This window comes from Rathayibacter sp. YIM 133350 (assembly GCF_037404875.1).
Lineage (GTDB): Bacteria > Actinomycetota > Actinomycetes > Actinomycetales > Microbacteriaceae > Orlajensenia.
The window spans coordinates 1-22,615 of the sequence record NZ_JBBELO010000003.1 but is presented as its reverse complement, the minus strand read 5'-3'; the positions used below and the strand labels follow the sequence as shown (position 1 = coordinate 22,615).

Below are 22,615 nucleotides of genomic sequence, written 5' to 3'. Positions count from 1 at the left end.
CGTGAGCGCCAAGGTCGGCCGAGTCGAGGGGGCTTCGTGAGTGATCAGACGGAGGATGCGGGTTTCGCGCGCTTCGCAGGGAGGGTCGACTGGCCGACGGGCATCGCCGCCCTGGGTGACCCGAGCCGCTGCCCTGCTTGCTTCGCGCGACTCACGTCGGCGCAGTGCGGCACCTGCGGCCTCGTTCTCGAGGGCGAGGCTGCTGCCCTGCTCCTGAAGCGCTCGAGGGATGCGGCGACCGCGCTCGCCGATCGGGTGTCGCTCATCGGTCGGCTGCGCTTCGCCACACTGTCGCAGGCGCCCGTCTCCGTACCGACCCCTGTACCCGCACCGGCCGCTGTCCCGGCGCCGACGCCTGTCCCCGCACCGACCCCTGCCTCCTCGCCGACCCCGCCTTCCGCCGTCCCACCGCCCGCCGAGAGCGGGCGACGACGCTCCAGTGTGCAGATCATCCTTCTCATCGTGGGAGTCAGCCTCGTCGCCGTGGCCGCGGTGGTCTTCCTCATCATCGCCTTCGTGCAGAACGGCCTCGCCTTCCGATCGATCGTGATCGGCGCCCTCACACTCGCGATGTTCCTGCTCGCGCCGCTGCTGCGCCGGCGAGGACTGATCTCCACGGCGGAGGGCATCGGCGCGCTCGGCGTGGCGCTGCTCGCCCTCGACCTCTGGGCGGTGCGTGCGAACGGGATGTTCGGCGCCGACGCCATCGACGGAGCGGTCTACTGGGGTGCCGGCCTGCTCGCCACCGGCTCGCCGCTCGTCGCATGGTTCCGCTGGTCCCGGCTGCGCGCGGGCTCCGTCGCGGGCTTGGCAGCGGTGCCTGTCGGCTCCGGTCTGCTGGCGGGCGGCCTCACCGAGGCGGCCGCTCCGGGGTTGGATCTCACCATCGGGCTTCTCGTTGCCCTCACCGTCTCCCTCCTCTGGACCCTCACCCTGCCTCTGGCCCGATCCGTCGGCGCCCCCGGCGGCCTGCAGGCCGAACGCATCATCCTGTGGGTCGTGGGTGGCCTCAGTGCGACGGCGTGCGCCCTCGTCTCACCGCTCGTGGCGTCCGACCTCGACTGGGCACCCCTGGTCACCCTCTGCGCCCTCGCCGTCGTCGGCGTGGTGCATGCCGTGGGGCTTCTGCGTCTGCGTCCGCGTGGCGGTGAGGTGCTCGCCGCGTTCACGCTCGCCGGCGTGAGCCTGCTTCCCTCCCTCGCCGGAGTGGTCACGGGCTTCCGCCTCTACAGCCCCGTGACCATGGTGAGCGCGAGCCTGGTTCCCGCCGCACTGATCGCACTGGCGACGGATGCCGCAGTCCAGCGGCGCTCCGGCGCCGCGCGGACCGCCCTGCGCGGTGCGAGCATCGGAGCGGGCGTCGCGGCCGGCCTCGCGGCTGTTCCCGCCCTGCTTCTGGCGGCCGTGCCCGCGAGCGACGCGCTGCAGAACGTCGCACCGGTATGGCGGGCCTCGCCGTGGACGCCCCTGGTCACCGCCGAGCCCGTCTCCGTCGCGGCGCTCGTGGGCCTGGCGTTCGTGGCGCTTGCAGCGGCGGTCTTCTCCGCCGGAGCCGTCCGCGCCGCTCGCCGGCCGCTCGGCACCGAACGCCGGGTCGCGATCGGGCTGCTCGTGGGGTACGTCGCCGTGTGCGGCACCGCGCTCCTGCGCTCGCCGGCGGCGATCGTGGCGGCCCTCGCCGCGGTGGTCGTCGCTGCCCTTCTCGGACGACGGTTCACCGCCCGGCCGGCCGACAGCCGGCTCGCCCTGGGGATCGCGGTCACCGCTGCAGCACTGGGATACGCCCTCTCGTGGGCCGAGCCGATCACCTGGTGTTCGGCATCCGTCGGGGTGATCGCCCTGCTCACCGTGCTGCGCCGCGGCGCGCCCGTCGCCGTCGGCCGGGTGCTGCTCGGGGTAGCGGTGGCCCTCGCCCTGGCCGGGGTCGCACTCCTGCCCGGCGCCCTCGCCGTTCTCGGTGTGCAGAGCCCGGGCTCCGATGCCCTGACCGGCGTCTCCGCGGCCCTCCTGGCGCTCGCGAGCGCGTTCCCCGTGCGACGCGCGCTGGATCGCGCCGATCGCGAAGTCGTCTGGGTCGTCGCCATCGCCGCATTCGCGGCCGCGGCATTCAGCGGGAGGATCGCGTCGAGCCTCGGGGGGACCGCCACGCGAGAGACGGCCGTGCTCGATCTCGTCGCGGCGGCAACGGTCACGGCTGCCGCGATCCTCTGGCAGTTGCACCCGAAGGACCGCTCCGGCGTCGCCGCGTCCGTCGCGGCCCTCGGCACGGCGCCGGCCGTGTGGCTGCTTCTCGCGGACGCCCTGCAGCTCGCCCGTGGGTGGGATGCCGCGGTCGGCGCCACGTGGATGCTGCCGGCGCTCGCCGCGCTCGCAACGTGCGCCTTCGGCCTGTTCCTGCGACGGCAACTGGGCTCCGGCCGGGACTGGCTCGACGGCGGCGCCGCGACCGTCGCCGTCCTCGGTCTGGCCGCGATCACCCGTTTCGGCGATCCGTTGCTCTGGGTCGCCCTCCTGCTCTACGCCGTCGCGGCCGCGTTCGCCGCGCTGAGCGAGGATGGGCTGTTCGCCTCGCGGTCGTGGCGGCGTCATCTGGGCTGGCTTGCTGTTGCGCTCGGAACGCTCGGGCTCTGGAGCGCACTCTCGACGAACCGCGTGAGCGAACCCGAGCCGTATCTGCTGCCCGTGACCGTCGGGCTGCTCCTGATCGCCGCTCTTCTCGCTTGGCGGAGGACGACGGAGGCCACCGATCGATGGGGCGTCGGCGCCCTCGTGTTCCTCGCGCTCCTGATCTCCCTGGCACCCCTCAGTCTCGCGGACACCCAGCCGTCGGTGCGCGCCGTGACCGTCGGAGCGCTCGCGGGCCTGCTCGTGCTCGGAGCGTTCGTCGCCCCGTCACCGCTCTGGGCGAGCGTGCGCGTGGCCGCCGGAGCGGCGGGAGCCGTGGGCGTGGCGCTGAGCATGTCGCGTCATGTCGATGGCCGAGCGGGAGACGTGTGGGTCGCGATCGGGGCACTCGTGCTCGGCGTGGGCGCATTCGGCCTGGCACGCCTCGCCGACGAGACTTCTCATCCTGCTCTCGAACGCGCATCCGCGGTTCTGCTCGGCGGTACCGGCGTTCTGACCGGCGCGCTCGAATCGCTGCTGATTCTCGACTCTCCAGAGAACGCCGCCCGGCCGACCCTCGTCGTGGCGTGCGCCACCGCGCTCGCCGTCGCCTGCTTCGTGGTGCGACGCTCTCCGCTGGCCGTCTCGGTCGGTGTGGTCGGCTACGTGGTCGCGGCCGGCTCGGCCCTGCTCTTGCTCGCGGTTCGCGCCGCCGACCCGTTCGAACTCGTGACCGCTCCGCTCGCGCTCGGGATGCTGGTGCACGGCTGGCTCGTGCTGCGTCGGAGCACCACGGGCAGCTGGCCGGCACTCGGTCCCGGTCTCGCCCTCCTGCTCCTGCCACCGCTCATCGCCGACTACGCCGCCACGACGCCGCTCTGGCGCGTCGTCGGCCTCGGTGTCGCGGCACTCCTCGTGCTGCTGTACGGCCTCCGGGCCCGGCTGCAGGCACCGTTCCTGCTCGGCGCCGGAGTACTGCTCTGGCACGCCCTCGCCCAGTTGTGGCCCTGGATCCGGGTGCTCTACGAGTCGGTCGAATGGTGGGTCTGGCTGGGAATCGGCGGGATCATCCTCATCGCGCTCGCGGCACGGTACGAGCGTCGGCTGCAGAACGCCCGCGATCTGGTGGCCAGTGTCAGCGCGCTGCGCTGACACCGGGACCGGGCCTCAGCCCTGCAGGAACGCGAGGACCGCGAGCACGCGGCGGTGGTCCGAACCGGAGTCCTCGAGGCCGAGCTTGGCGAAGATCGCCGTCACGTTCTTCTCGACGGCCCCGATTCCGATGAAGAGCCGCTGCGCGATCGCCGCATTGCTGCGCCCCTCGGCCATCAGGGCGAGCACCTCCGCCTCGCGCGGTGTCAGGGCCGCGCGGGGATCCCAGCGGCGACCGAGCAGCTCGCGCACCACCTGGGGGTCCAGCACCGTCCCGCCGCTGTTCACGCGCTCGACGGCGTCGCGCAGCTCGTCGAGCGAAGCCACCCGGTCCTTCAGCAGATAACCGAGGCCGCCCTCGCCGGAACCCAGCAGCTCGGCCGCGTAGGTGGCCTCCACGTACTGGCTCAACAGCAGGATGCCGAGGTGCGGCATCCTGCTGCGCAGAGCGATCGCCGCCTGCACCCCTTCGTCACGGAAGGTGGGCGGCATCCTCACGTCGAGCACGACGACGTCGGCCGGCGACGCGCCGATGCCGGCGAGCAGGCTCTCGGCGTCGCCGTAGGCTCCCACCGTGCGATAGCCCGCCTCGTCGAAGAGCCTGACCAGCCCTTCGCGCAGCAAGACCGAGTCCTCCGCGATGGCGATGCGGAGGGACTCGGTGCTCACGTCACTCAGGATACGGCTGCTCCGGGAATCGGGATGCGGGCGCCGATCGTCGTCGGCCCGCCGGCCGGACTCTGCACGCTCAGGGTTCCACGCAGTCCGTGAAGTCGCTCGGCGAGGCCGCTCAGGCCGTGTCCGGGGAGGCTGGTGGCTCCCCCACGGCCGTTGTCGACGACCCAGATCTGCAGCGCAGACGCGTCGTCCTGCTCGTCGATCGCCATCCGCACCCGGATCGCGCTGGCGCCCGAATGCTTCGCCGCGTTGGTGAGCAGCTCTGCCAGGACGAAGTAGGCGCTCCGCTCGATCTCGTTCGGCAGCCGCAGGTCCGCATCCAGGCGGCCGTCCTCCAGTTCCACGGGGATAGGACTGCGCCCGGCGAGGGACTCCACTGCACGGGCAAGACCCCGGTCCTCGAGCAGGGGCGGCGCGAATCCGCGGGAGAGGGCACGCAGCTCCTCGAGGGTGTCACGGGCCTGTTCACGCGCCTCCGCGAGCATGGATCGTGCGGTGTCGGGATCGCTCTCCAGCCGGCGCTCGGCGGCGGCGAGGTCCATTTGAAGACGCACCAGCCGCTGCTGCGGGCCATCGTGGATGTCACGCTCGAGGCGTCGCAGCGACTGGTCCTCCGCGGCGACGGCCGCGCCGCGTGAGGCGTCGAGTGCGGCCACCTCCCGCTGCAGGCTCTCACTCGGCCACGCACCCAGCAGCCCCCGCGCAATGCCGTGGTGGGCGACAACCAGTCCCCGGGTCACGTAGGGCAGGGTGAGCAGGAAGAGCACTCCCGCGGCGAGCTCGAACAGGTTCTCGCCCAGGTGGGGTTCCAGGCCCGCGGTGCTCCCCGGCGCCATCCAGTTGAGCACCACCTGGTGGAGCCAGAACTCGTTGTTGCGGTCGGGAAGGAAGCGCGACCAGATCCAGAAGGTCGTGCCGCCGAGTCCCGTCGCGACCCAGGCGACGGTGATCGACCAGGTCACCGTGCTCACGATGGGAGAGATGATCTGGCCGTGCAGCTGGTAGAGCCAGTAGTGACCGTCGGCGAAGGGCCCGAAGACCCAACGGCGCCAGAACCCCTCGCCCTGCGCCGTTCGCCAGTGCGGGCGACGGATGGCGGGGCTGCCGCTCCAGTCGAGTCGCACGAGCTCGAGCGTCCCGAAACCCCGGCCCACGTAGAGCGCGGACACGAGCACGAAGATGCCGAAGACCAGCACGATTGTTCCCAGTCCCGTCCAGAACAGGGTGCTCATGACGACCAGTCCCGTGATGGCGATCGGCATGGTGAGAAGCAGGAATCCCAGGTGGCGGGGAACAGCGCGCCAGAGGGCGCCGTAGTTCCAGCCCTGCCGGGTCGTAGGGGCGAGGTTCTCGCCCGCGGTGGCGGTGATGCTCATGATGGATCTCCTCGGCTCATTCTCGCGCGTGAGCCGGTCTGCGGCCCGATGACGCGTTTCTTCGATGCCTCCAGATTCGTCGCCGGGCGCCGCCGCGCCCATGGTGCCGGCATCCGGATCGGCGGTGGGGTTATCCCCCCAGCGCTCTCAGAGGGCGCGGTGCGTGAACCGGCCGCCGAGCAGCGTCGCGGCCACCGGCATCTCGCGAAGTCCCTCGGGATCGGCGGAGAGGGGGTCGCGCTCGAGGATGGCCAGGTCGGCCGGCTCCCCTTCGGCGACCCGGGTCCGGCTGGACGCCTCCAGCGCCACCGCGGCGTCGATGGCCTGCTCCGGATGCCACGCCGCCCGCCCGTCGCGGCTGCGACCGACCGCGGCGGCGATGCTCACCCACGGATCGAGCGGCGCGACCGGAGCGTCCGAGCCGAACGCGAGAGCCACCCCGGCCGCGTGCAGCGCCGCGAGCGGGAAGGCCCGATCCGTGCGGCCCGGCCAATACCGGTCGGCCACGTCACGATCATCCATCGCATGCTCCGGCTGCACGCTCGCCGTCACGCCGAGGCGGGCGAACCGCGCGATGTCGGAGAGGGAGAGCAACTGTGCATGCTCGATGGATCCGCGCGCTCCTGCGCGCTCGATGGCGTCGAGGGCGAGCGTGTTGGCGTGATCGCCGATCGCGTGCACGGCGACCCGGAGTCCGCCGCGGGTCGCGGACTCCAGCAGTGGCACGAGCTCCGCCGGGCTCACGGTCAGCAGGCCGAAGCGGTCTTCGCCATCCAGGCCGGGGTAGGCATCGAAGCAGTACGCCGTTCGGGTGTTGAGCGAGCCGTCGGTGATCACCTTGAACGGCCCGACCGTGAGCAGGCCGCCCGTTGCCTCGATGACCTGTCCCGATTGCAGGCCGAGGGAGATCGCCCGCTGCAGGTGCTGCGGGTAGACGCCGAACTCGACGCGCAGTCCGTCGAAGCCCTCCGCCATGCGGCGGCTCCAGGCCTCGAGGTTCCACTCCATTTCGAGGTCGACGACGCCGACCACGCCCCGCTCCGCTGCCGCCGCGGCCGCCTCGATCGCCCAGCCGTCGGTGACCTCCGTCGACACGGATTCGAGCCGGCCGACGACGGTGAACGCATCCCGCTCCCGCAGCAGGCCGTCGGCATCGCTCGGGAAGCCGTGGTCGCGCAGCGCGGGCGAATTGAGCCAGGCACTGTGCAGGTCTGCGCTCACCGCGACGACGGGAACGTCCCCGGCCGCAGCGTCGAGCACCTGGCGGAGCGGCTCGTCGGGCCAGAGCGCGTCACGGAATCCGGCCGCGACGACCTCTGCGGCCCCTGCCTTCACGCGCTCGGCCACGAGGCCCGCGGCCTCGACGGCTGAACGGGCCGAGCCGAGGTCGAGGCGCCGGGAACGCAGCACCCACTGGGTGAAGTGCACGTGGTTGTCCCACAGGCCGGGAGTCACGAAGCGTCCGTCGAGGTCGACGCGGTCGCCGTTCATCCGCGCGTCGGCGGGCGCGATCGCGGCGATCCTGCCCTCCCGCACCGTGATGTCGACCGATACGTCCCGGCCCGGCAGGCGGCCGCCGGCCAGAACGAGGCTCATGCCGTCTCGCCCCGTGCGCGTCTCATCTCGCGCGCCAGGGCCGGACTGGCGTACTCGGTGGTGCCGTGCTCGAGTTCGGCGATGATGCGCTCGACGGTCTCGTCGGGCTTGTTCTGGCTCATCTTGATCTTCGCCTCGAAACGCTGGACCTGCATGCGGAACCCGACGGTGCCCGAGACGATGCGCGCGGCGTAGGCGGCGTCTTCGAGGGTTCCGTTCATGCGCCGCGGATGCGGCATACGGTCTTCGAAGTGATCGACGAGTCGCTCGAGCACGAGCAGGTTCTTCTCGTCGCTCAGCAGTTCGGGAACGCCGTACAGGTGCGCGGTGATGAAGTTCCACGTGGGCACGTTGGGGGTCGCGTCGTACCAGCCGGGCGAGATGTACCCGTGCGGCCCTTGCACGATCACGAGCAGCTCGTGCTCGCCGAGCTCGTGCTGGCGCTCGTCCGGTCGGCCGACGTGGCTGAGCAGCACGATGTCGTCGGAGGTCTCATCGAGGATCACCGGGTAGTGCGAGGCGACGAGTCCGGCATCCGTTGCCGAGACCATGGTGACCCACGGGTTCTCGCGAATGAGACGGCGGATGACCTGCTCGTCCTGCAGGGCGAAGCCGGGTGTGCGTCTCATGCGTTCCTGTCCTTGATCTCAGGTGGCCGGGTGGTTCAGGCCTGGCAGTTGGGGCACCAGTAGAGCTTTCGCGCGCCCATCTCCTCGAGAACGATATGCGTTCCGCAGACGCGGCACGGCAACCCTTCCCTCTTGTAGACCCAGTGCCGGTCGGCGCGGTTCGCCATCGCCGCGCGATAGCTCTCGCGGTCCAGCCCGTCCATGGTCATCATCTGGCCCGTCTGGACCCCGATGCCGAGCAGGTGCACCCAGTCGCGCCAGAGGGCCTGCACGGTCTCCTCCGGCACGTTCCGGCCCGGAGTGTGCGGGTTCAGCCGGGCGCGGAAGAGCAGCTCCGCGCGGTAGACGTTGCCGATGCCGCTCACCACCGACTGGTCCATGAGCAGCAGGCCGATCGGCGTCGGCTTGCGGCGAACGGCACTCACGAAGCGCTCCTCGATTTCGGGGGAATCCCCCTCCAGGGGGTCGGGACCGAGTCGGGCGAGAATCTCGGCGACGCGTGCCTCGTCGATCACCTCGCAGGCGGTCGGGCCGCGCAGGTCGGCGCACACCGTCTCGGTGAGCAGGCGCGCGCGCACGGCACCGACCGGCTCAGGGGGCCACTGGTCCGCCGCCGCTCCTCCTCGGCCGGGCGGAAGGCTCTCGGACTCCGCCATGCGCACGCGTGTGCGCCGCGGCGCCCCGATGGAGTGAACGGAGTTCTCCCCGGCCGAATCCAGGATGCGGGGCTCGGCAGAAGCGGCATCGTCGCCCTCCTCGTCTGTGAGGAGGGTTCCGCGCTGGTTGGTCTGCCCCATGCGTCCGTTCGCCGAGGCGATCGTGGCATCCCACGCGATCTCGCCCGCGAAGTCCCATGCGCCGTACATGCCGAGGTGCACGCGCAGCCAGAGGCCATTGTCGAACTGCAGGAACATCTGCTTTCCGACGGCGCGGGCCTGCGTCAGCACGCGGCCGTCGATGAGGGCGGCATCCGCCGCGAACCGTCCCTGCGGGCTCGAGACGCGAACGGCCTCACCGAGGAAGTTCGCCGCGAACTGACGGGTGATGCGGTGGACGGAATGGCCCTCGGGCATCTCAGCTGGGCCGATCCGACCGCGCGGAGGAGTCGACGCCCTTTCCGGCGATGTCGCCGCTGGCCTCGAACTCCGCAAGCTGTGCGATGCGGCGCACGTGGCGCTCCTCGTAGCTGAACGGCTCGGCGATGAAGGCGTCGATGAAGCTCGTCGCGTCCTCGACCGAGTGCTGGCGGGCGCCGATCGCGATGACGTTCGCATCGTTGTGCTGGCGGGCCAGCTGCGCCGTGCTCAGGTTCCACACCAGGGCGGCGCGCACTCCTTTGACCTTGTTGGCCGCGATCTGCTCGCCGTTGCCCGAGCCGCCGAAGACGATGCCGAGCGCCTGTACGCCGGCCTGCTGGTCGCGCACGACCGCGAGGGCCGCGTTGATGCAGAACGCCGGATAGTCATCGAGGGGGTCGTAGCTGGTCGGCCCGTGATCCATGACCTCATGACCCGCCGCGCCGAGGTGTTCCACGAGGTGCCTGCTGAAGTCCAGTCCGGCGTGATCGGTCGCGATGTGGATGCGCATGAAGTCAGTCTAGGAGTCGTGGCGACCTGCTCGACCGGCCCGTGGGGCGGGCGACTAGGGTGGGACGTTGGACACGATCCCACAGAATCAGGAGGCCGTTGTGCCCGGAGAGAACCTCACCCGCATCGAAGCCGGCGAACGCGCCGAACTGCTCAGCGTCGAGAGCTACGACGTGCGATTGGACCTGACCACGGGGCCGGAGACCTTCCGCAGCACGACGACCGTGCGCTTCACGGCCACGGCGGGAGCCTCCACGTTCATCGATGCGATCACCCGCACCGTCCACGCCGTGACGCTGAACGGTCAGGCGCTCGACGTGGCGGCCGTGAACGACGGGGTGCGCATCCGTCTCGACGACCTCGCCGCCGAGAACGAGCTGACGGTGGATGCCGACATGGTCTACATGAACACCGGCGAGGGCCTGCACCGCTTCGTCGACCCCGTCGACGGCGAGGTCTACCTGTACAGCCAGTTCGAGGTGCCCGATTCCCGCCGCATGTTCGCGGTCTTCGAGCAGCCCGACCTCAAGGCCTCCTTCCGCTTCACCGTGACCGCGCCTGCCGGCTGGGAGGTCGTCTCCAACTCCCCCACGCCCGAGCCGAGCGACCTCGACGAGGAGCGGAGCGTCGCCACCTGGGCGTTCGAGCCGACGCGGCGCATCTCCTCGTACATCACGGCGCTCATCGCCGGCCCGTATCACGCGGTGCGCAGCGAGCTCACGAGCCGCGACGGCCGCACCATCCCCCTCGGCATCTTCGCCCGCAAGAGCCTGGCCGAGTACCTGGACTCCGACTACATCTTCGAGAAGACGCGGCAGGGCTTCACCTACTTCGAGGAGAAGTTCGACTACGCCTACCCGTTCGACAAGTACGACCAGCTCTTCGTTCCCGAGTACAACGCGGGTGCCATGGAGAACGCGGGAGCCGTCACCTTCACCGAGACCTACGTCTTCCGCTCCAAGGTGACGGATGCGATCCGCGAGCGTCGCGTGGTCACCATCCTGCACGAGCTGGCCCACATGTGGTTCGGCGACCTCGTGACCATGAAGTGGTGGAACGACCTCTGGCTGAACGAGTCGTTCGCCGAGTGGGCCTCGACGATCGCGACGGCCGAGGCCACGGAGTGGCACGAGGCCTGGACGACGTTCAACGCGATGGAGAAGAGCTGGGCCTACCGCCAGGACCAGCTGCCCTCCACGCACCCCATCGTCGCCACCATCAACGACCTCGAGGACGTGCTCGTCAACTTCGACGGCATCACCTACGCCAAGGGCGGCTCGGTGCTGAAGCAGCTCGTGGCGTGGGTCGGCATCGACGCCTTCTTCGCCGGGGTCGCGGCCTATTTCAAGAAGCACAACTGGGGCAACACCACCCTTGCCGACCTGCTCGCCGAGCTCGAGACCGCGAGCGGGCGCGACCTCTCCCAGTGGGGGGGCGACCTGGCTCGAGACGGCCGGAGTCAACACGCTCCGCACCGACATCCAGGTCGACGAGTCCGGCGTCATCACGGCGTTCGGCGTGCTGCAGAGCGCCGTTGCCGAGTACCCGACCCTGCGGCCGCATCGCCTCGCGATCGGGTTCTACGACGTGCAGGACGAGAAGCTCGTGCGCACGCACCGCATCGAACTCGACGTGGACGGTGAGCGCACCGAGGTTCCCGAGCTCGTCGGACGGGCGCGCCCGGCCCTCGTGCTCGTGAACGACGACGACCTCGCCTACGCGAAGATCCGGCTCGACGAGGCCTCGCAGGCCGTCGCCCTCGCCGACCTGCACTCCATCGAGGACTCCCTCGCTCGTGCGCTCGTCTGGAGCGCCATCTGGGATGCGACGCGCGACGGCGAGACCTCGGCGAGCGACTTCGTGCGCCTCGTGCTCGGCAACATCGCGAGCGAGACGGAGTCGACGACGCTGCGCATCGTTCTCGGCAACGCGACGCTCGCGGCATCCGCCTACACCGCTCCCGAGCACCGGCCCGAGACCATCGCCGCGCTCGCCGACGCGTACTGGTCTCTCGCCCAGCAGGCGGAGGCGGGCAGCGATGCGCAGTTCCAGTTCGTGAAGAACTTCGCCGCACTGGCCGAGCACTCCTCGCACGTCGCAGATCTCGCGGCCCTCTACGCCGGCGACCTCGCGCTGGACGGGCTCGCGGTGGACACCGACCTGGGCTGGGAACTGCTCATCGGCCTCGTGGCGGCCGGCGCCGCCGGCGACGACGAGATCGATGCCCGGCTGGCCACCGACAACACGGCGACGGGCCAACAGGCCGCCGCCCAGGCCCGTGCCGCGATTCCGACGCCCGAGGGCAAGCAGCGCGCGTGGGCGTCGCTCGTCGACGTCGACACCGCCCCGAACACGATCGTGCGGGTCACGGCGCTCGGGTTCCTGCGGGCTGCGGACACGAGCCTGCTCGAGCCGTTCGTGCCGAAGTACTTCGACATGATCTCGGATGTCTGGAAGACGCGCAGCTACGCCATCGCCGAGAAGCTCGTCGACGGGCTCTACCCGTCGCCGCTCGCGAGCCAAACCCTCGTCGACGCCACCCAGACCTGGCTCGACGCGAACGCCGACAAGCCGGCGGCCCTGCGCCGGCTCGTGATCGAGAGCATGGCGGGAGTGCAGCGAGCGGTTCGGGCCCAGGCTCGCGACGCCGTCGCCGAGTAGACGGGGCGCGCCGACATGCCAGCCGCCAACCTGACACGCGTCGAAGCCGAGCAGCGGGCGGCGAGCCTGCGCGTGCACGACTACGACATCGCACTGGACCTCTCACGCGGAGACGAGCACTTCCGCAGTGAGACGACGGTGCGGTTCGACGCCGAGGAGCAGGGCTCGACGTTCATCGAGGCCTGTTCGGATCGAGTGCTGCAGATCGAGCTGAACGGCGAGCGGCTCGACGTCGCTCGCGTCAGCGATGGCACCCGCATCCGCCTGGAGCGCTTACGGGCGCAGAACGTGCTGCGCGTGGTCTTCGACGGCAGCTACACGCACACCGGTGAGGGCCTGCACCGCTTCGTCGACCCGGTGGACGGGCAGCCCTACCTCTACACGGAGCTGGCCGTCGCCGAGGCGAACCGGGTCTTCGCCGTGTTCGACCAGCCCGACCTCAAGGCGAGCTTTCGCATCACCGTGACGGCTCCCGCCGACTGGCAGGTGCTGAGCACCACGGTCGGGGCTCCCCCTCAGCCGCTCGGGGCCGGGGAGGCACGCTTCACCTTCGCTCCCGGGCCTGTCATGTCGAGCTACATCGTCGCCCTGATCGCGGGACCGTATGTGCAGTGGACGGGCGAAGCGGAATCCGTGGACGGCCGGCGCATTCCGCTCGGTCTGTTCACCCGTGCTTCGCTCGCGCGCTACGCCGAGCCCGCCGTCATGTTCGAGACCGTGCGGCGCGGCCTCGCCTACTACGAGGCGAGCTACGGCGTCGCCTTCCCGTACGAGAAGTACGACCAGATCTTCGTTCCCGAGTACAACTGGGGCGCGATGGAGAACATCGGCGCCGTGACGTTCAACGAGGGCTACCTCTTCCGGTCCAAGGTGTCGGAGGCGCGCAAGCAGCAGCGCACGATCGTCATCCTGCACGAGCTCTCGCACATGTGGTTCGGCAACCTCGTGACCATGCGGTGGTGGAACGACCTCTGGCTGAACGAGTCGTTCGCCACCTGGACCTCCATGATCGCCACGGCCGAGGCGACGGAGTACACGGATGCCTGGGCGACGTTCACGACGGTGGAGAAGACCGAGGCGGCCGAACAGGACCAGCTGCCCTCGACCCACCCGATCGTCGCGAGCATCGAGAACCTCGAAGACGTCGAGGTCAACTTCGACGGCATCACCTACGACAAGGGCGCCTCTGTGCTCAAGCAGCTCGTGGCGTGGGTCGGGCTCGAGCACTTCTATGCCGGAATCGGCATGTACCTCCGCAGGCATCGAGAGGGCAACGCGACCTTACGCGACCTGCTCGACGAGCTCGAGGCCGCGAGCGGGCGAGAACTGACCGGATGGGCCGCGGAGTGGCTCGAGACCGCCGGCGTGAACACGCTGCGGGCGGTCATCGAGACGGACGCCGACGACGTGATCACGGCGTTCCGCGTGCAGCAGACGGCGGCACCCGAGTATCCGACGCTGCGCGCGCACCGCCTCGCCATCGGGTTCTACGACGTGGAGGGCGATCAGCTCTCGCGCCAGCACCGCGTCGAGCTGGATGTCTCGGGCGAATGGACCGAGGTTCCCGCGCTGGTCGGACTGCGGCGGCCCGCGCTGGTTCTGGTCAACGACGACGACCTCACCTACGCCACCATCCGGCTCGACGAGCGCTCGCTCGCCACCGCGCTGCAGAGCCTGGACCGCATCCCCGACCCGGTCGCGCGAGCGCTCATCTGGGGGTCGGTGTGGGATGCGGTGAGGCACGCCGAGGTGGCGCCATCGGTGTTCGCGCGCCTCGTACTCGCCCATGTCGCGCATGAGACGCAGTCGGCCGCGCGCGCTGGTGCGCTCGCCAAGCTCGAGCTGGTGCTCGAGCGCTACCTCTCCCCCGAACACGCGGACGCCATCCGCACCGAGAGCGGCGACGCCCTCTGGGCGCTGACCGAGCTGGCCGCAGCCGGGTCGGACCTGCAACTGCAACTGGTGCGAACCTTCGCCCACATCGCCATCGCCCCTGCCCACCTCGACCTCCTCGCCGGCCTGCTCGATGCCTCGCTCACCCTGCCGGGTCTCGAGATCGACACCGACCTGCGCTGGGAGCTGCTCATCGCCCTGGCGACCGGCGGCCGCACCTCCGACGAGGCCATCGCGGCGGTGCTCGCGACCGACGACACCGCCAAGGGACGACTGAACGCCGCGACAGCGCGTGCCGCCCGTCCCGACGCCGCTGGAAAGCACGCGGCCTGGCTGCAGGTCGCGACCGACGCCACTCTCTCGAACGATGAGGCCCGGGCGATCGCAACCGGCTGGCGACGGGCCGTGCCGGCCGACCTGCTGGCAGCCGATGTCGAGCCGTACTTCACCATGCTGCAGCAGGTCTGGGCCCAGCGCAGCTTCACGATGGCCGAGATCGTCGTCGACGGGCTCTTTCCGGCGCCGCTGGTCTCCGACGCCGTCGCCGAGCGCACCCGGGCCTGGCTGGCCGAGAACGACGGCCCGCCTGCACTGCGCCGGGTCATCGTCGAGGCGCTCTCGGAGCTCGAGCGCGCCCTCGCGGCACAGGAGTGCGATACTCAGGCTCTGCACGAGGCCGCTCGGTAGACTCCCAGTCCTATGCAGTGGTGGAACGATTTCTGGAGCACGGTCGGCAACCGATTCGGACCGGAGTTCTGGGCGGACTTCTGGGGCAAGCTGCTGGCCATCATCGTCATCGTGCTGCTGGCGTTCGCACTTCGGTGGGCACTGCACGTCGTCATCGACAAGGTCGTGCGCCGCATCGTCAGCGGGGTCAAGAAGGGCCAGGAGACCGACGACACCCAGGTGATCGCGGCCGCGTCGCCGCTCGCCGCGGTGCGCGTGGTTCAGCGCACGCGCACGCTCGGCTCCGTGCTGACGAACGTGGTGAACGTCACGATCTTCATCGTCGCCGTGCTCATGATCATCAACACGATCAGCCCCGACGTGCTCGGATCGTTCGCGCTGCTGACCGCCGCGATCGGTGCCGGGCTCGGCTTCGGGGCCCAGAACATCGTCAAGGACACCTTCAACGGCATCTTCATGGTCATGGAGGACCAGCTCGGTGTCGGCGACGTCGTCGACACCGGCTCGGCCACCGGAGTCGTGGAGGCCGTCGGCATCCGCGTCACCCAGATCCGCGACGTGAACGGCACCCTCTGGTACGTGCGCAACGGCGAGATCCTGCGGGTCGGCAACATGTCGCAGGGCTGGGCGCGCATCGTCATCGACCTCGCCGTGCCTTACGACGCGGATCTCGACGCCGTGCAGGAGCGCATCCTGCGCACGGCCGAGCAACTCGCGACCGCTCCGAAGTGGCGCAGCCTGGTTCTGGAACGCCCCGAGGTCTGGGGCCTCGAGTCGATCTCGGCCGACGCGCTCGTCGTGCGTCTCGTGATGAAGGTGCGCACCTCTGCACGCGACGACGTCGGCCGCGAGCTGCGGATGCGGTTGAAGCGCGCCCTCGACGAGATGGACGTGAAGCTTCCGGCGCTCAACAGCGTCGTGTTGGCCGGATTCGATGGGGCCGCGAGCGTGCGCGGTGCCCGAGCCCCCAAGACCAAACCGACACCCGTTCCCGAGAACACCGCCCCGCGCCTTGCCCGCAAGGTGCGCGCACCGAGGAAGCCCAGCCAATGAGCGATCCAGCCAACGTGCACCTTCGATCCGGCCAGAACGGGGACGCCGTGCTGCGCACCTTCTACGAGGAGGTCGGTGGTCACGAGACCTTCCGTGCCCTCGTGCGCGCGTTCTACGCCGGCGTCGCCGAAGACCCCGTACTGCGCCCGATGTATCCGGAGCAGGACCTGGAGCCGGCCATCGACCGGCTCACCCTGTTCCTCGAGCAGTACTGGGGCGGCCCGGGCACCTACAGCGAGACCCGCGGGCATCCGCGGCTGCGGATGCGGCACAACCCGTTCAAGGTGAACCCCGACGCCCGCGACCGTTGGCTGCGCCACATGCGGCACGCGCTCGACACACTCGCACTGCCTCCCGTGCAGGAGGCGGCCCTGTGGGATTATCTCGAACGCGCCGCTTTCGCGATGGTCAACACCTTCGAGGAGTGAGACCGCGGCGGCGCCGCACAACAGCCTGCCCTCTGGGCCGAGGAGTGAAGGAGCTCCATGACAACCACGACCGAATCCGCTGACGCCATCGTCGTCGGGGCAGGACTGGCCGGACTCGTCGCGACCGCGGAGCTCGTCAGCGCGGGCAAGCGCGTGCTGCTCGTGGAGCAGGAGCCCGCGGCATCCTTCGGCGGGCAGGCGTGGTGGTCGTTCGGCGGGCTGTTCTTCATCGACTCGCCCGAGCAGCGCCGGCTCGGCGTCAAGGACTCCCGGGAACTGGCCGGGCAGGACTGGTTCGGGTCGGCCGGCTTCGACCGTGACGAGGACGACTGGGCGCGCCGCTGGGCGGATGCCTACCTCGACTTCGCCGCCTACGAGAAGCGCGACTGGCTGCACGGCATGGGCGTGCGCTTCTTTCCCATCGTCGGCTGGGCCGAGCGCGGCGGCGCCGGTGCCGTGGGGCCGGGCAACTCCGTTCCGCGCTTCCACATCACGTGGGGCACCGGTCCGGGCGTGGTGGAGCCGTTCGCGCGGCGCACGAGGGCCGGCGAGGCCGCCGGGCTCGTGCGCATCCGTCACCGCCATCGCGTCGACGAGCTTCTCGTGACGGATGGCGCCGTCACCGGCGTACGCGGCAGCGTGCTCGCCGCCGACGATGCCGAGCGCGGCGCCCCGAGCAATCGCGACGTCGTCGGCGAGTTCTCGTTCTCGGCGCCCGCCGTGATCATCGCCTCGGGCGGCATCGGCGGCAACCACGACCTCGTGCGGCAGAACTGGCCGGCCCGCATGGGCGAGCCGCCCGCAACGCTGCTCTCCGGCGTGCCCGCCCATGTCGATGGACGCATGCTCGGAATCGCGCAGACGGCCGGCGCACGCCTGGTGAACGAGGACCGGATGTGGCACTACACCGAGGGCATCACCAACTACGCGCCGGTGTGGGACAAGCACGGCATCCGCATCCTGCCCGGCCCGTCGTCGCTGTGGTTCGACGCCACCGGCAAGCGGCTGCCGACGCCGCTCTACCCGGGATTCGACACCCTCGGCACCCTCGAGCACATCGTGGCGACGGGGCACGACTACAGCTGGTTCGTGCTGACGCAGAAGATCATCGAGAAGGAGTTCGCCCTGTCGGGCAGCGAACAGAACCCCGACCTGACCGGGAAGGACCTGCGCCTGCTCGCCCAGCGCCTTGGCTCGGGCGCTCCGGGCCCGGTGGAGGCGTTCAAGGAGAAGGGCGAGGACTTCGTCGTCGCCGACACGCTCCCCGAGCTCTTCGTTGGCATGAAGCGCCTCTCCCCCGACGTCGAGATCGACTTCGCTTCACTTGAGGCGGAGATCGTCGCCCGCGACCGGGAACTGGACAACCCGTTCTCGAAGGACCCGCAGGTGACCGCGGTGCGCGGAGCCCGCTCCTACCGCGGCGACAAGCTCATCCGGGTGGCGGCGCCGCATCGCATCCTGGACCCGAAGGCCGGCCCGCTCATCGCGGTGAAGCTGCACATCCTGACCCGCAAGAGCCTCGGCGGAATCCAGACCGACCTGGACGCCCGCGCGCTGGGGGCGGACGGATCGCCGATTCCCGGGCTGTACGCGGCGGGCGAGGCGAGCGGCTTCGGCGGTGGCGGCATGCACGGCTATCGGGCTCTCGAGGGCAGCTTCCTCGGCGGATGCCTGTTCTCGGGCAGACAGGCCGGCCGAGCGGTGGCCGCGCGGTAACGGGCCCTCAGCCGCGCAGCGACCATGCCTTGCGACGCACGAGCACGTGGCCGCGACGCGTACTCAGGCGCGTCCACGGACCCGTCTCGAGCACGTTGACGGGATCGTCTGCGGCGAGGAAGCCGAGGCTCATCGCCGCGAAGGCGGCGCCGGCCGGAACGTAGTCCAAGCCATCGATGGGACGGGACCAGACCTCGGCGCGGGCCCGCTGCACGAGCTGTTCGCCGGTACCCGTGGGAACGGCCGCGGCGATCTCCGCGATGCCGGCGTGGGCCACGGACTCGAGGGTTGCCGCATCCGTCGACCCCTGCGTGACCCAGCCGCCCCGGGGTGGCGAGATGCCGGCCCACGTCACGCTGCCGACCTCGTGGGGTACCGCGACCGCGGTGGTGCCGGCGCTGCTCGCGCGGGCCAGCCGATCGAGCAGGGAGCGGCTGGGCACGACCGCGTCGAACTCGACCGGCTCGGTCAGCGCGAACGTGCGCAGGCCGAGCACGGTCGGCGTTCCGTCGAGCAGTCCGCGCGGATACAGGATGGCGGTGTAGGCGGCGAGTACGCCGGAACCCGCGATGAGGCGCACCGATCCGTCTTCCACGCGCGCGGCACGGGAGAGGTAGGTGGTGAGGTCCTCGAGTGCGAGGGTATCGATGAGGGGGAAGAACGCAGGCATCTGCCCTCTAAACTACCGAAGGATGCGGGCCCTTCTCACCGCACCCGACCCCCACTCCGGGCGAAGCGAGGTTTGCATGAGTGATCCCATCGATGGCCTTCTGCGAACGCTGGATCTCAGCGACACCGGAGCGCGAACCAGCGAAGACATCTTCACGGGGCCATCGCAGTGGATGCCGCTCGGCCGGGTCTTCGGCGGGCAGGTGCTCGCGCAGTCCGTGGTGGCCGCGCAGCGCACCGTCGCAGAGGACCGCTCGGTGCACTCCATGCACGGCTACTTCCTGCGCCCGGGCGACGTCAACCACCCGATCACCTTCTCGGTGGACCGCATCCACGACGGGCGATCGTTCTCCACACGGCGCACGCAGGCCTACCAGAACGGGTTGCCGATCCTCTCGATGATCGCCTCGTTCCAAGACCAGGACGAAGGAGCCGAGCACCAGATCCAGATGCCCGCCGACCTCCCCGATCCGGAGTCGCTGCCGACGACCGCGGACCTCATCGGCCACATCGACCATCCCGCAGCGCGCTACTGGGCCAACGGCCGCGCGTTCGACGTGCGCCACGTCGAGTCGCCCGTCTACCTGGCCGTGGAGGGCCCGCACGTGGCCCAGCAGGCGGTCTGGATGAAGGCGATGGGGCGCCTTCCCGATGACGACAACCTGCACCGCGCCGCCCTCGCCTATGCGACCGACTACTCCATCCTGGAGCCCGTGCTGCGCCGGCACGGAGTGGCATGGGCCACCCCCGGCATCAAGATCGCGAGCCTCGACCACGCGATGTGGTGGCACCGGCCCGCGCGCGTCGATGAATGGCTCCTCTACGCCCAGACCTCGCCGAGCGCGAGCGGCGGCCGGGGCCTCTCGCAGGGCAGCATCTTCAGCCGTGATGGCGTCCTGGTCGCCACGGTCGCGCAGGAGGGCATGGTGCGCATCCCGAGCGCACACCGCTAAGACCCTTCGAGGCGGTTGCGCGACCTCAGCCGTCGACCGATGCCGAGAGCAGCACGTCTCCGCCGCTCATGTCGCGGATGTCGAGCCGGGCGATCTGGGCGAGCGGAACCTCCGTCGACCCGTTGGTGCGCACGTCTTTGCCGGCTGCCGCGCGCCAGCTCGAGACCATGGTCGTGCGCCCCGACCGATCGGTGAGGTAGAGCCCGTACTCGCCGCCATCGCCATAGGAGCCGCCCGTGGTCGCCGGCGGCGTGGCCGGGCCCCCGCCAGCCCGCTTGGTGCGGCACTCGACGGAGACGGCAGTGCCCCAGTCGTGCTCGATGAGGCGGACCTCCGCGCTGACCGGCGCCGCCGACTCGGCCACGAGCTCAACCCTCAGTGCGCCGCCGCCGCCCAGGCCGCCCGACAGGTCGCCGAGCACCCCCGTCAGCGCGAGCACGAGGATGGCGACGCTGGCGGCCGCCGTCGCCCCCAGTGCCCCAACGAGCCAGCGCGTGACCCGACGGCGCCGACGGGCGACATGGAGCACGCCCGACAGCACCGCAGGCGAGGGGCCTTCCGGCTCCGGTTGATCGAGCGAGCGGGCATCGGCTTCGGGCACCTGGGCGAGCAGGCCGGGCATGCCGGCCAGCTCGGCGACCGCGGCCGAGCAGCGCGGACACGTTCTCAGGTGCACTTCGAATTCACGGCGCTCGGCGGGCGAGAGCGCCCCGAGCACGTAGGCGGCGTCCCAGTCGACGTAGCGATCGCTCTCGGTCATCGCTGCGTCACCCCCCGCTCCTGCAGCGCGAGCCGCAGCGCGTGCATGGCGTAGTGAAGGCGCGACTTCACGGTTCCGGCCGGGATGCGGAGCTCGTGAGCCGCCTCGGCGATGGAGCGACCGCCGTAGTAGACCGTGACGAGCACCGCTCGATGCTCGGCGCTCAGGTCTCCGAGGGCATCCGCGATGAGCCAGCGGTCGAGGGCCGCATCCGTGGCGTCGGCCTGGGCCATCTCGTCCAGGCCCTCCGGCCCCACCTCGGAGCGGGCCCGGGCACTGCGGCGGTCGTCGATGACGAGGTTGCGGGTGACCGTGAACAGCCACGCCCGTGCGGAGCCCTCCGACTGGTCGAGCACGGCAGGGCGGCGCCAGGCGCGCAACAGCACCTCCTGCACGATGTCGTCGGCGAGGGCGCGATCTCCCGTCAGCCGCACGACGTAGCGCCACAGCGCGGGCGCGTGCTCGTCGTGCAGCGCTCGCAGCAGCTCGGCGCGCTGATCGCTCATGGCTTCCTCCGTTGTTAACACGAGGGTAGGCCGCCCCGGGTTCACTCCCCGATCCGGTGAACCGTCTGCTCCCCTGCGTCGTGTTCATAGGTGGGCCTGAAAGGCTGATCGGCAGAACGACGAAAGGTATGACGAGCCATGAGCGGAACCACCGACCTCACCCGCCGCGGAATCCTGAGCATCGGCGGTGCGGGAGCGGCTGCCATCGCGCTCGCCGCCTGCGCACCGAGCAGCCCGACCGGCTCCGGCGACTCTTCCGGTGATTCCGGCGGGGCGGATGCGACGCCCGGCGGCACGCCCTCTGGCACCGGATCGGTCGCCAAGCTCTCCGACATCCCGGTGGGCGGCAGCATCGACGCCAGGCTCGGGGACGCGCCCATCCTGCTGGCGCAGCCGACCGCAGGAACCGTCGTGGGCTACAGCGCGATCTGCACTCACCAGGGCTGCGTGGTCGCGGCCGCCGGCGCGCACCTGGACTGCCCCTGCCACAAGTCCAGCTTCGACGCGGCGACCGGCGACGTGCTCAGCGGTCCCGCCCCGAAGCCGCTGCAGAAGCTCACCGTCACCGTCACGGGCGACGACGTGAGCGCGAGCGCCTGATGCAGGGATACTCTCTCGCGGGGCTGCCGCTGCACATCCTGCTCGTGCACGTTGCGGTGATCCTGATTCCGGTGGCCGCGGTGATCGTGCTGCTCGCCGCGGTGTGGCCACGTGCACGACGCTGGTTCGGCATCCTCACCCCGATCGCGGGTCTGCTCGCCGCCGCGCTGGTGCCGATCGTCACCCAGGCGGGAGCGTGGCTGCAGGACCGGCTTCCCGATGCCCCGCTCATCCAGGCGCACGCCGCGCTCGGCGACACCCTCTGGCCCTGGACCCTCGCGCTCGGCATCCTCTCCGTTCTCGTCTACGGCTGGTACCGGTACGCGGAGCGCCGTCGGGACAACGAGTCGCCGTCCCCTCTCGCACGGCGCGTGATCGCGATCGTGCTCGCGGTCGCCGCCGTCGTCGTCGTGCCGGCCGGCATCATCGGCACGATCGTCATCGGGGAGTCGGGCTCGCGGGCAGTGTGGGAGGGCTCGTTCAGCGAGGACCCGGTGCAGAAGTAGCGCTCAGCTGCGCTTGGCGAACTGCACCGGCTCGTCGAGGTACGGCGTCCACGCCGAGCGCTCGTGCTCGCTGATGCGGCGGGGTCGCCCGCTCGCGGCGTCGACGAGTACGATCGTCGTCGCGGCACGGGCGTAGACGACGGCCTCGGGTGAGCTCACCGGGCTGCGCACCTCGTAGCAGACCTCGAGGCTCGCGCCTCCCAAGCGCCCCACCCAGAGTTGCACGTCGAGGGGTTCGCGCAGGTACGGCACGGGAGCCAGGTACTCGATCTCTTGGCGTGCGATGAGCGTGAGCGTGGACGCGCCGGGCCGGCCATCGAGCACCGCTGTGCTCGCGCCGGCGGCGCGTTCGCCCTCGACGCTCTCGTCGTTCACCCAGAACGCCTGGATGCGCGCCTCCTCGAGAAGGCGCAGCATCTCGGCGTTGTTGACGTGGCCGTAGGCGTCCAGGTCGCTCCAGCGCAGCCGGATGGGAACGTGCAGCCGCACCGAACGCCGCCCTAGTTGTACTCGGCCATCAGGTTGGTGACAGTCGACTGATGGGTGGTTTGCCGCCGAGGGC

18 protein-coding genes and 1 pseudogene are annotated in these 22,615 nt (G+C 70.5%); 9 read left to right on the top strand and 10 right to left on the bottom strand.

What is annotated here, in order from left to right:
• Window positions 1–36: 36 nt before the first annotated feature.
• Window positions 37–3,756 carry an SCO7613 C-terminal domain-containing membrane protein gene (locus WDJ51_RS00175; protein WP_337850396.1) on the top strand — a complete coding sequence of 1,240 codons (3,720 nt, stop codon included), beginning with the start codon at window positions 37–39 and terminating at the stop codon, window positions 3,754–3,756.
• Window positions 3,757–3,771: 15 nt separating this feature from the next.
• Here the strand turns inward: WDJ51_RS00175 and WDJ51_RS00170 are convergent, their stop codons facing one another.
• The 6 genes from WDJ51_RS00170 to WDJ51_RS00145 form a co-directional block, all read right to left on the bottom strand.
• Entirely contained in the window at window positions 3,772–4,425 is a 654-nt protein-coding gene (locus tag WDJ51_RS00170) for a response regulator transcription factor (protein ID WP_337850395.1), read from the bottom strand.
• 5 nt (window positions 4,426–4,430) lie between these two features.
• Window positions 4,431–5,810: a sensor histidine kinase gene (locus WDJ51_RS00165; protein ID WP_337850394.1), complete on the bottom strand. Its 1,380-nt coding sequence runs from the start codon at window positions 5,808–5,810 to the stop codon at window positions 4,431–4,433.
• A 147-nt stretch (window positions 5,811–5,957) separates the two neighbouring features.
• Entirely contained in the window at window positions 5,958–7,406 is a 1,449-nt protein-coding gene (locus WDJ51_RS00160; protein ID WP_337850393.1) for an amidohydrolase, read from the bottom strand.
• A complete protein-coding gene (locus WDJ51_RS00155; RefSeq protein ID WP_337850392.1) occupies window positions 7,403–8,035 on the bottom strand; it encodes an FMN-binding negative transcriptional regulator in 633 nt (210 codons plus the stop codon). Before WDJ51_RS00155 ends, WDJ51_RS00160 begins: the two co-directional genes overlap by 4 nt.
• A 35-nt stretch (window positions 8,036–8,070) precedes the next feature.
• Window positions 8,071–9,108 carry an Fpg/Nei family DNA glycosylase gene (locus WDJ51_RS00150; protein ID WP_337850391.1) on the bottom strand — a complete coding sequence of 346 codons (1,038 nt, stop codon included), beginning with the start codon at window positions 9,106–9,108 and terminating at the stop codon, window positions 8,071–8,073.
• 1 nt (window position 9,109) lies between these two features.
• The gene (locus WDJ51_RS00145; protein WP_337850390.1) at window positions 9,110–9,622 is read right to left on the bottom strand and encodes a ribose-5-phosphate isomerase; all 513 of its coding nucleotides are present in this window, start codon (window positions 9,620–9,622) and stop codon (window positions 9,110–9,112) included.
• Window positions 9,623–9,722: 100 nt separating this feature from the next.
• On the opposite strand from WDJ51_RS00145, the pseudogene pepN (WDJ51_RS00140) reads away from it, so the two are divergent.
• From pepN (WDJ51_RS00140) to WDJ51_RS00120, 5 genes and pseudogenes are all read left to right on the top strand, one after another.
• Window positions 9,723–12,282, top strand: a pseudogene (pepN, locus tag WDJ51_RS00140) (aminopeptidase N).
• A gap of 15 nt (window positions 12,283–12,297) precedes the next feature.
• Entirely contained in the window at window positions 12,298–14,862 is a 2,565-nt protein-coding gene (gene pepN / locus WDJ51_RS00135) for an aminopeptidase N (RefSeq protein ID WP_337850389.1), read from the top strand.
• Between the two features lie 12 nt (window positions 14,863–14,874).
• Window positions 14,875–15,915, top strand: coding sequence for a mechanosensitive ion channel family protein (locus WDJ51_RS00130; protein ID WP_337850388.1), 1,041 nt, complete (start codon window positions 14,875–14,877; stop codon window positions 15,913–15,915).
• Window positions 15,912–16,343, top strand: a complete 432-nt coding sequence (locus WDJ51_RS00125; protein ID WP_337850387.1) for a globin — start codon at window positions 15,912–15,914, stop codon at window positions 16,341–16,343. Before WDJ51_RS00130 ends, WDJ51_RS00125 begins: the two co-directional genes overlap by 4 nt.
• Before the next feature lie 57 nt (window positions 16,344–16,400).
• The gene (locus tag WDJ51_RS00120; RefSeq protein WP_337850386.1) at window positions 16,401–18,059 is read left to right on the top strand and encodes an FAD-binding dehydrogenase; all 1,659 of its coding nucleotides are present in this window, start codon (window positions 16,401–16,403) and stop codon (window positions 18,057–18,059) included.
• Between the two features lie 7 nt (window positions 18,060–18,066).
• Here the strand turns inward: WDJ51_RS00120 and WDJ51_RS00115 are convergent, their stop codons facing one another.
• Entirely contained in the window at window positions 18,067–18,729 is a 663-nt protein-coding gene (locus WDJ51_RS00115) for a hypothetical protein (protein WP_337850385.1), read from the bottom strand.
• Window positions 18,730–18,805: 76 nt separating this feature from the next.
• On the opposite strand from WDJ51_RS00115, the gene WDJ51_RS00110 reads away from it, so the two are divergent.
• On the top strand, window positions 18,806–19,681 hold the full coding sequence (locus WDJ51_RS00110) for an acyl-CoA thioesterase (protein ID WP_337850384.1): 876 nt from the start codon (window positions 18,806–18,808) through the stop codon (window positions 19,679–19,681).
• 25 nt (window positions 19,682–19,706) lie between these two features.
• Here the strand turns inward: WDJ51_RS00110 and WDJ51_RS00105 are convergent, their stop codons facing one another.
• Together WDJ51_RS00105 and WDJ51_RS00100 are read right to left on the bottom strand one after the other, a co-directional pair.
• Complete coding sequence (locus tag WDJ51_RS00105) at window positions 19,707–20,441, bottom strand: zf-HC2 domain-containing protein (protein WP_337850383.1); 735 nt, start codon at window positions 20,439–20,441, stop codon at window positions 19,707–19,709.
• Entirely contained in the window at window positions 20,438–20,947 is a 510-nt protein-coding gene (locus WDJ51_RS00100; protein WP_337850382.1) for a sigma-70 family RNA polymerase sigma factor, read from the bottom strand. Before WDJ51_RS00100 ends, WDJ51_RS00105 begins: the two co-directional genes overlap by 4 nt.
• A 138-nt stretch (window positions 20,948–21,085) precedes the next feature.
• Between WDJ51_RS00100 and WDJ51_RS00095 the strand changes: the two genes are divergently transcribed.
• Together WDJ51_RS00095 and WDJ51_RS00090 are read left to right on the top strand one after the other, a co-directional pair.
• Window positions 21,086–21,547 carry a Rieske (2Fe-2S) protein gene (locus WDJ51_RS00095; protein WP_337850381.1) on the top strand — a complete coding sequence of 154 codons (462 nt, stop codon included), beginning with the start codon at window positions 21,086–21,088 and terminating at the stop codon, window positions 21,545–21,547.
• Entirely contained in the window at window positions 21,547–22,053 is a 507-nt protein-coding gene (locus WDJ51_RS00090; protein WP_337850380.1) for a DUF2231 domain-containing protein, read from the top strand. The genes WDJ51_RS00095 and WDJ51_RS00090 overlap by 1 nt, the downstream gene beginning before the upstream one ends.
• Before the next feature lie 3 nt (window positions 22,054–22,056).
• Here the strand turns inward: WDJ51_RS00090 and WDJ51_RS00085 are convergent, their stop codons facing one another.
• Window positions 22,057–22,542: an acyl-CoA thioesterase gene (locus tag WDJ51_RS00085; protein WP_337850379.1), complete on the bottom strand. Its 486-nt coding sequence runs from the start codon at window positions 22,540–22,542 to the stop codon at window positions 22,057–22,059.
• Window positions 22,543–22,615 lie beyond the last annotated feature (73 nt).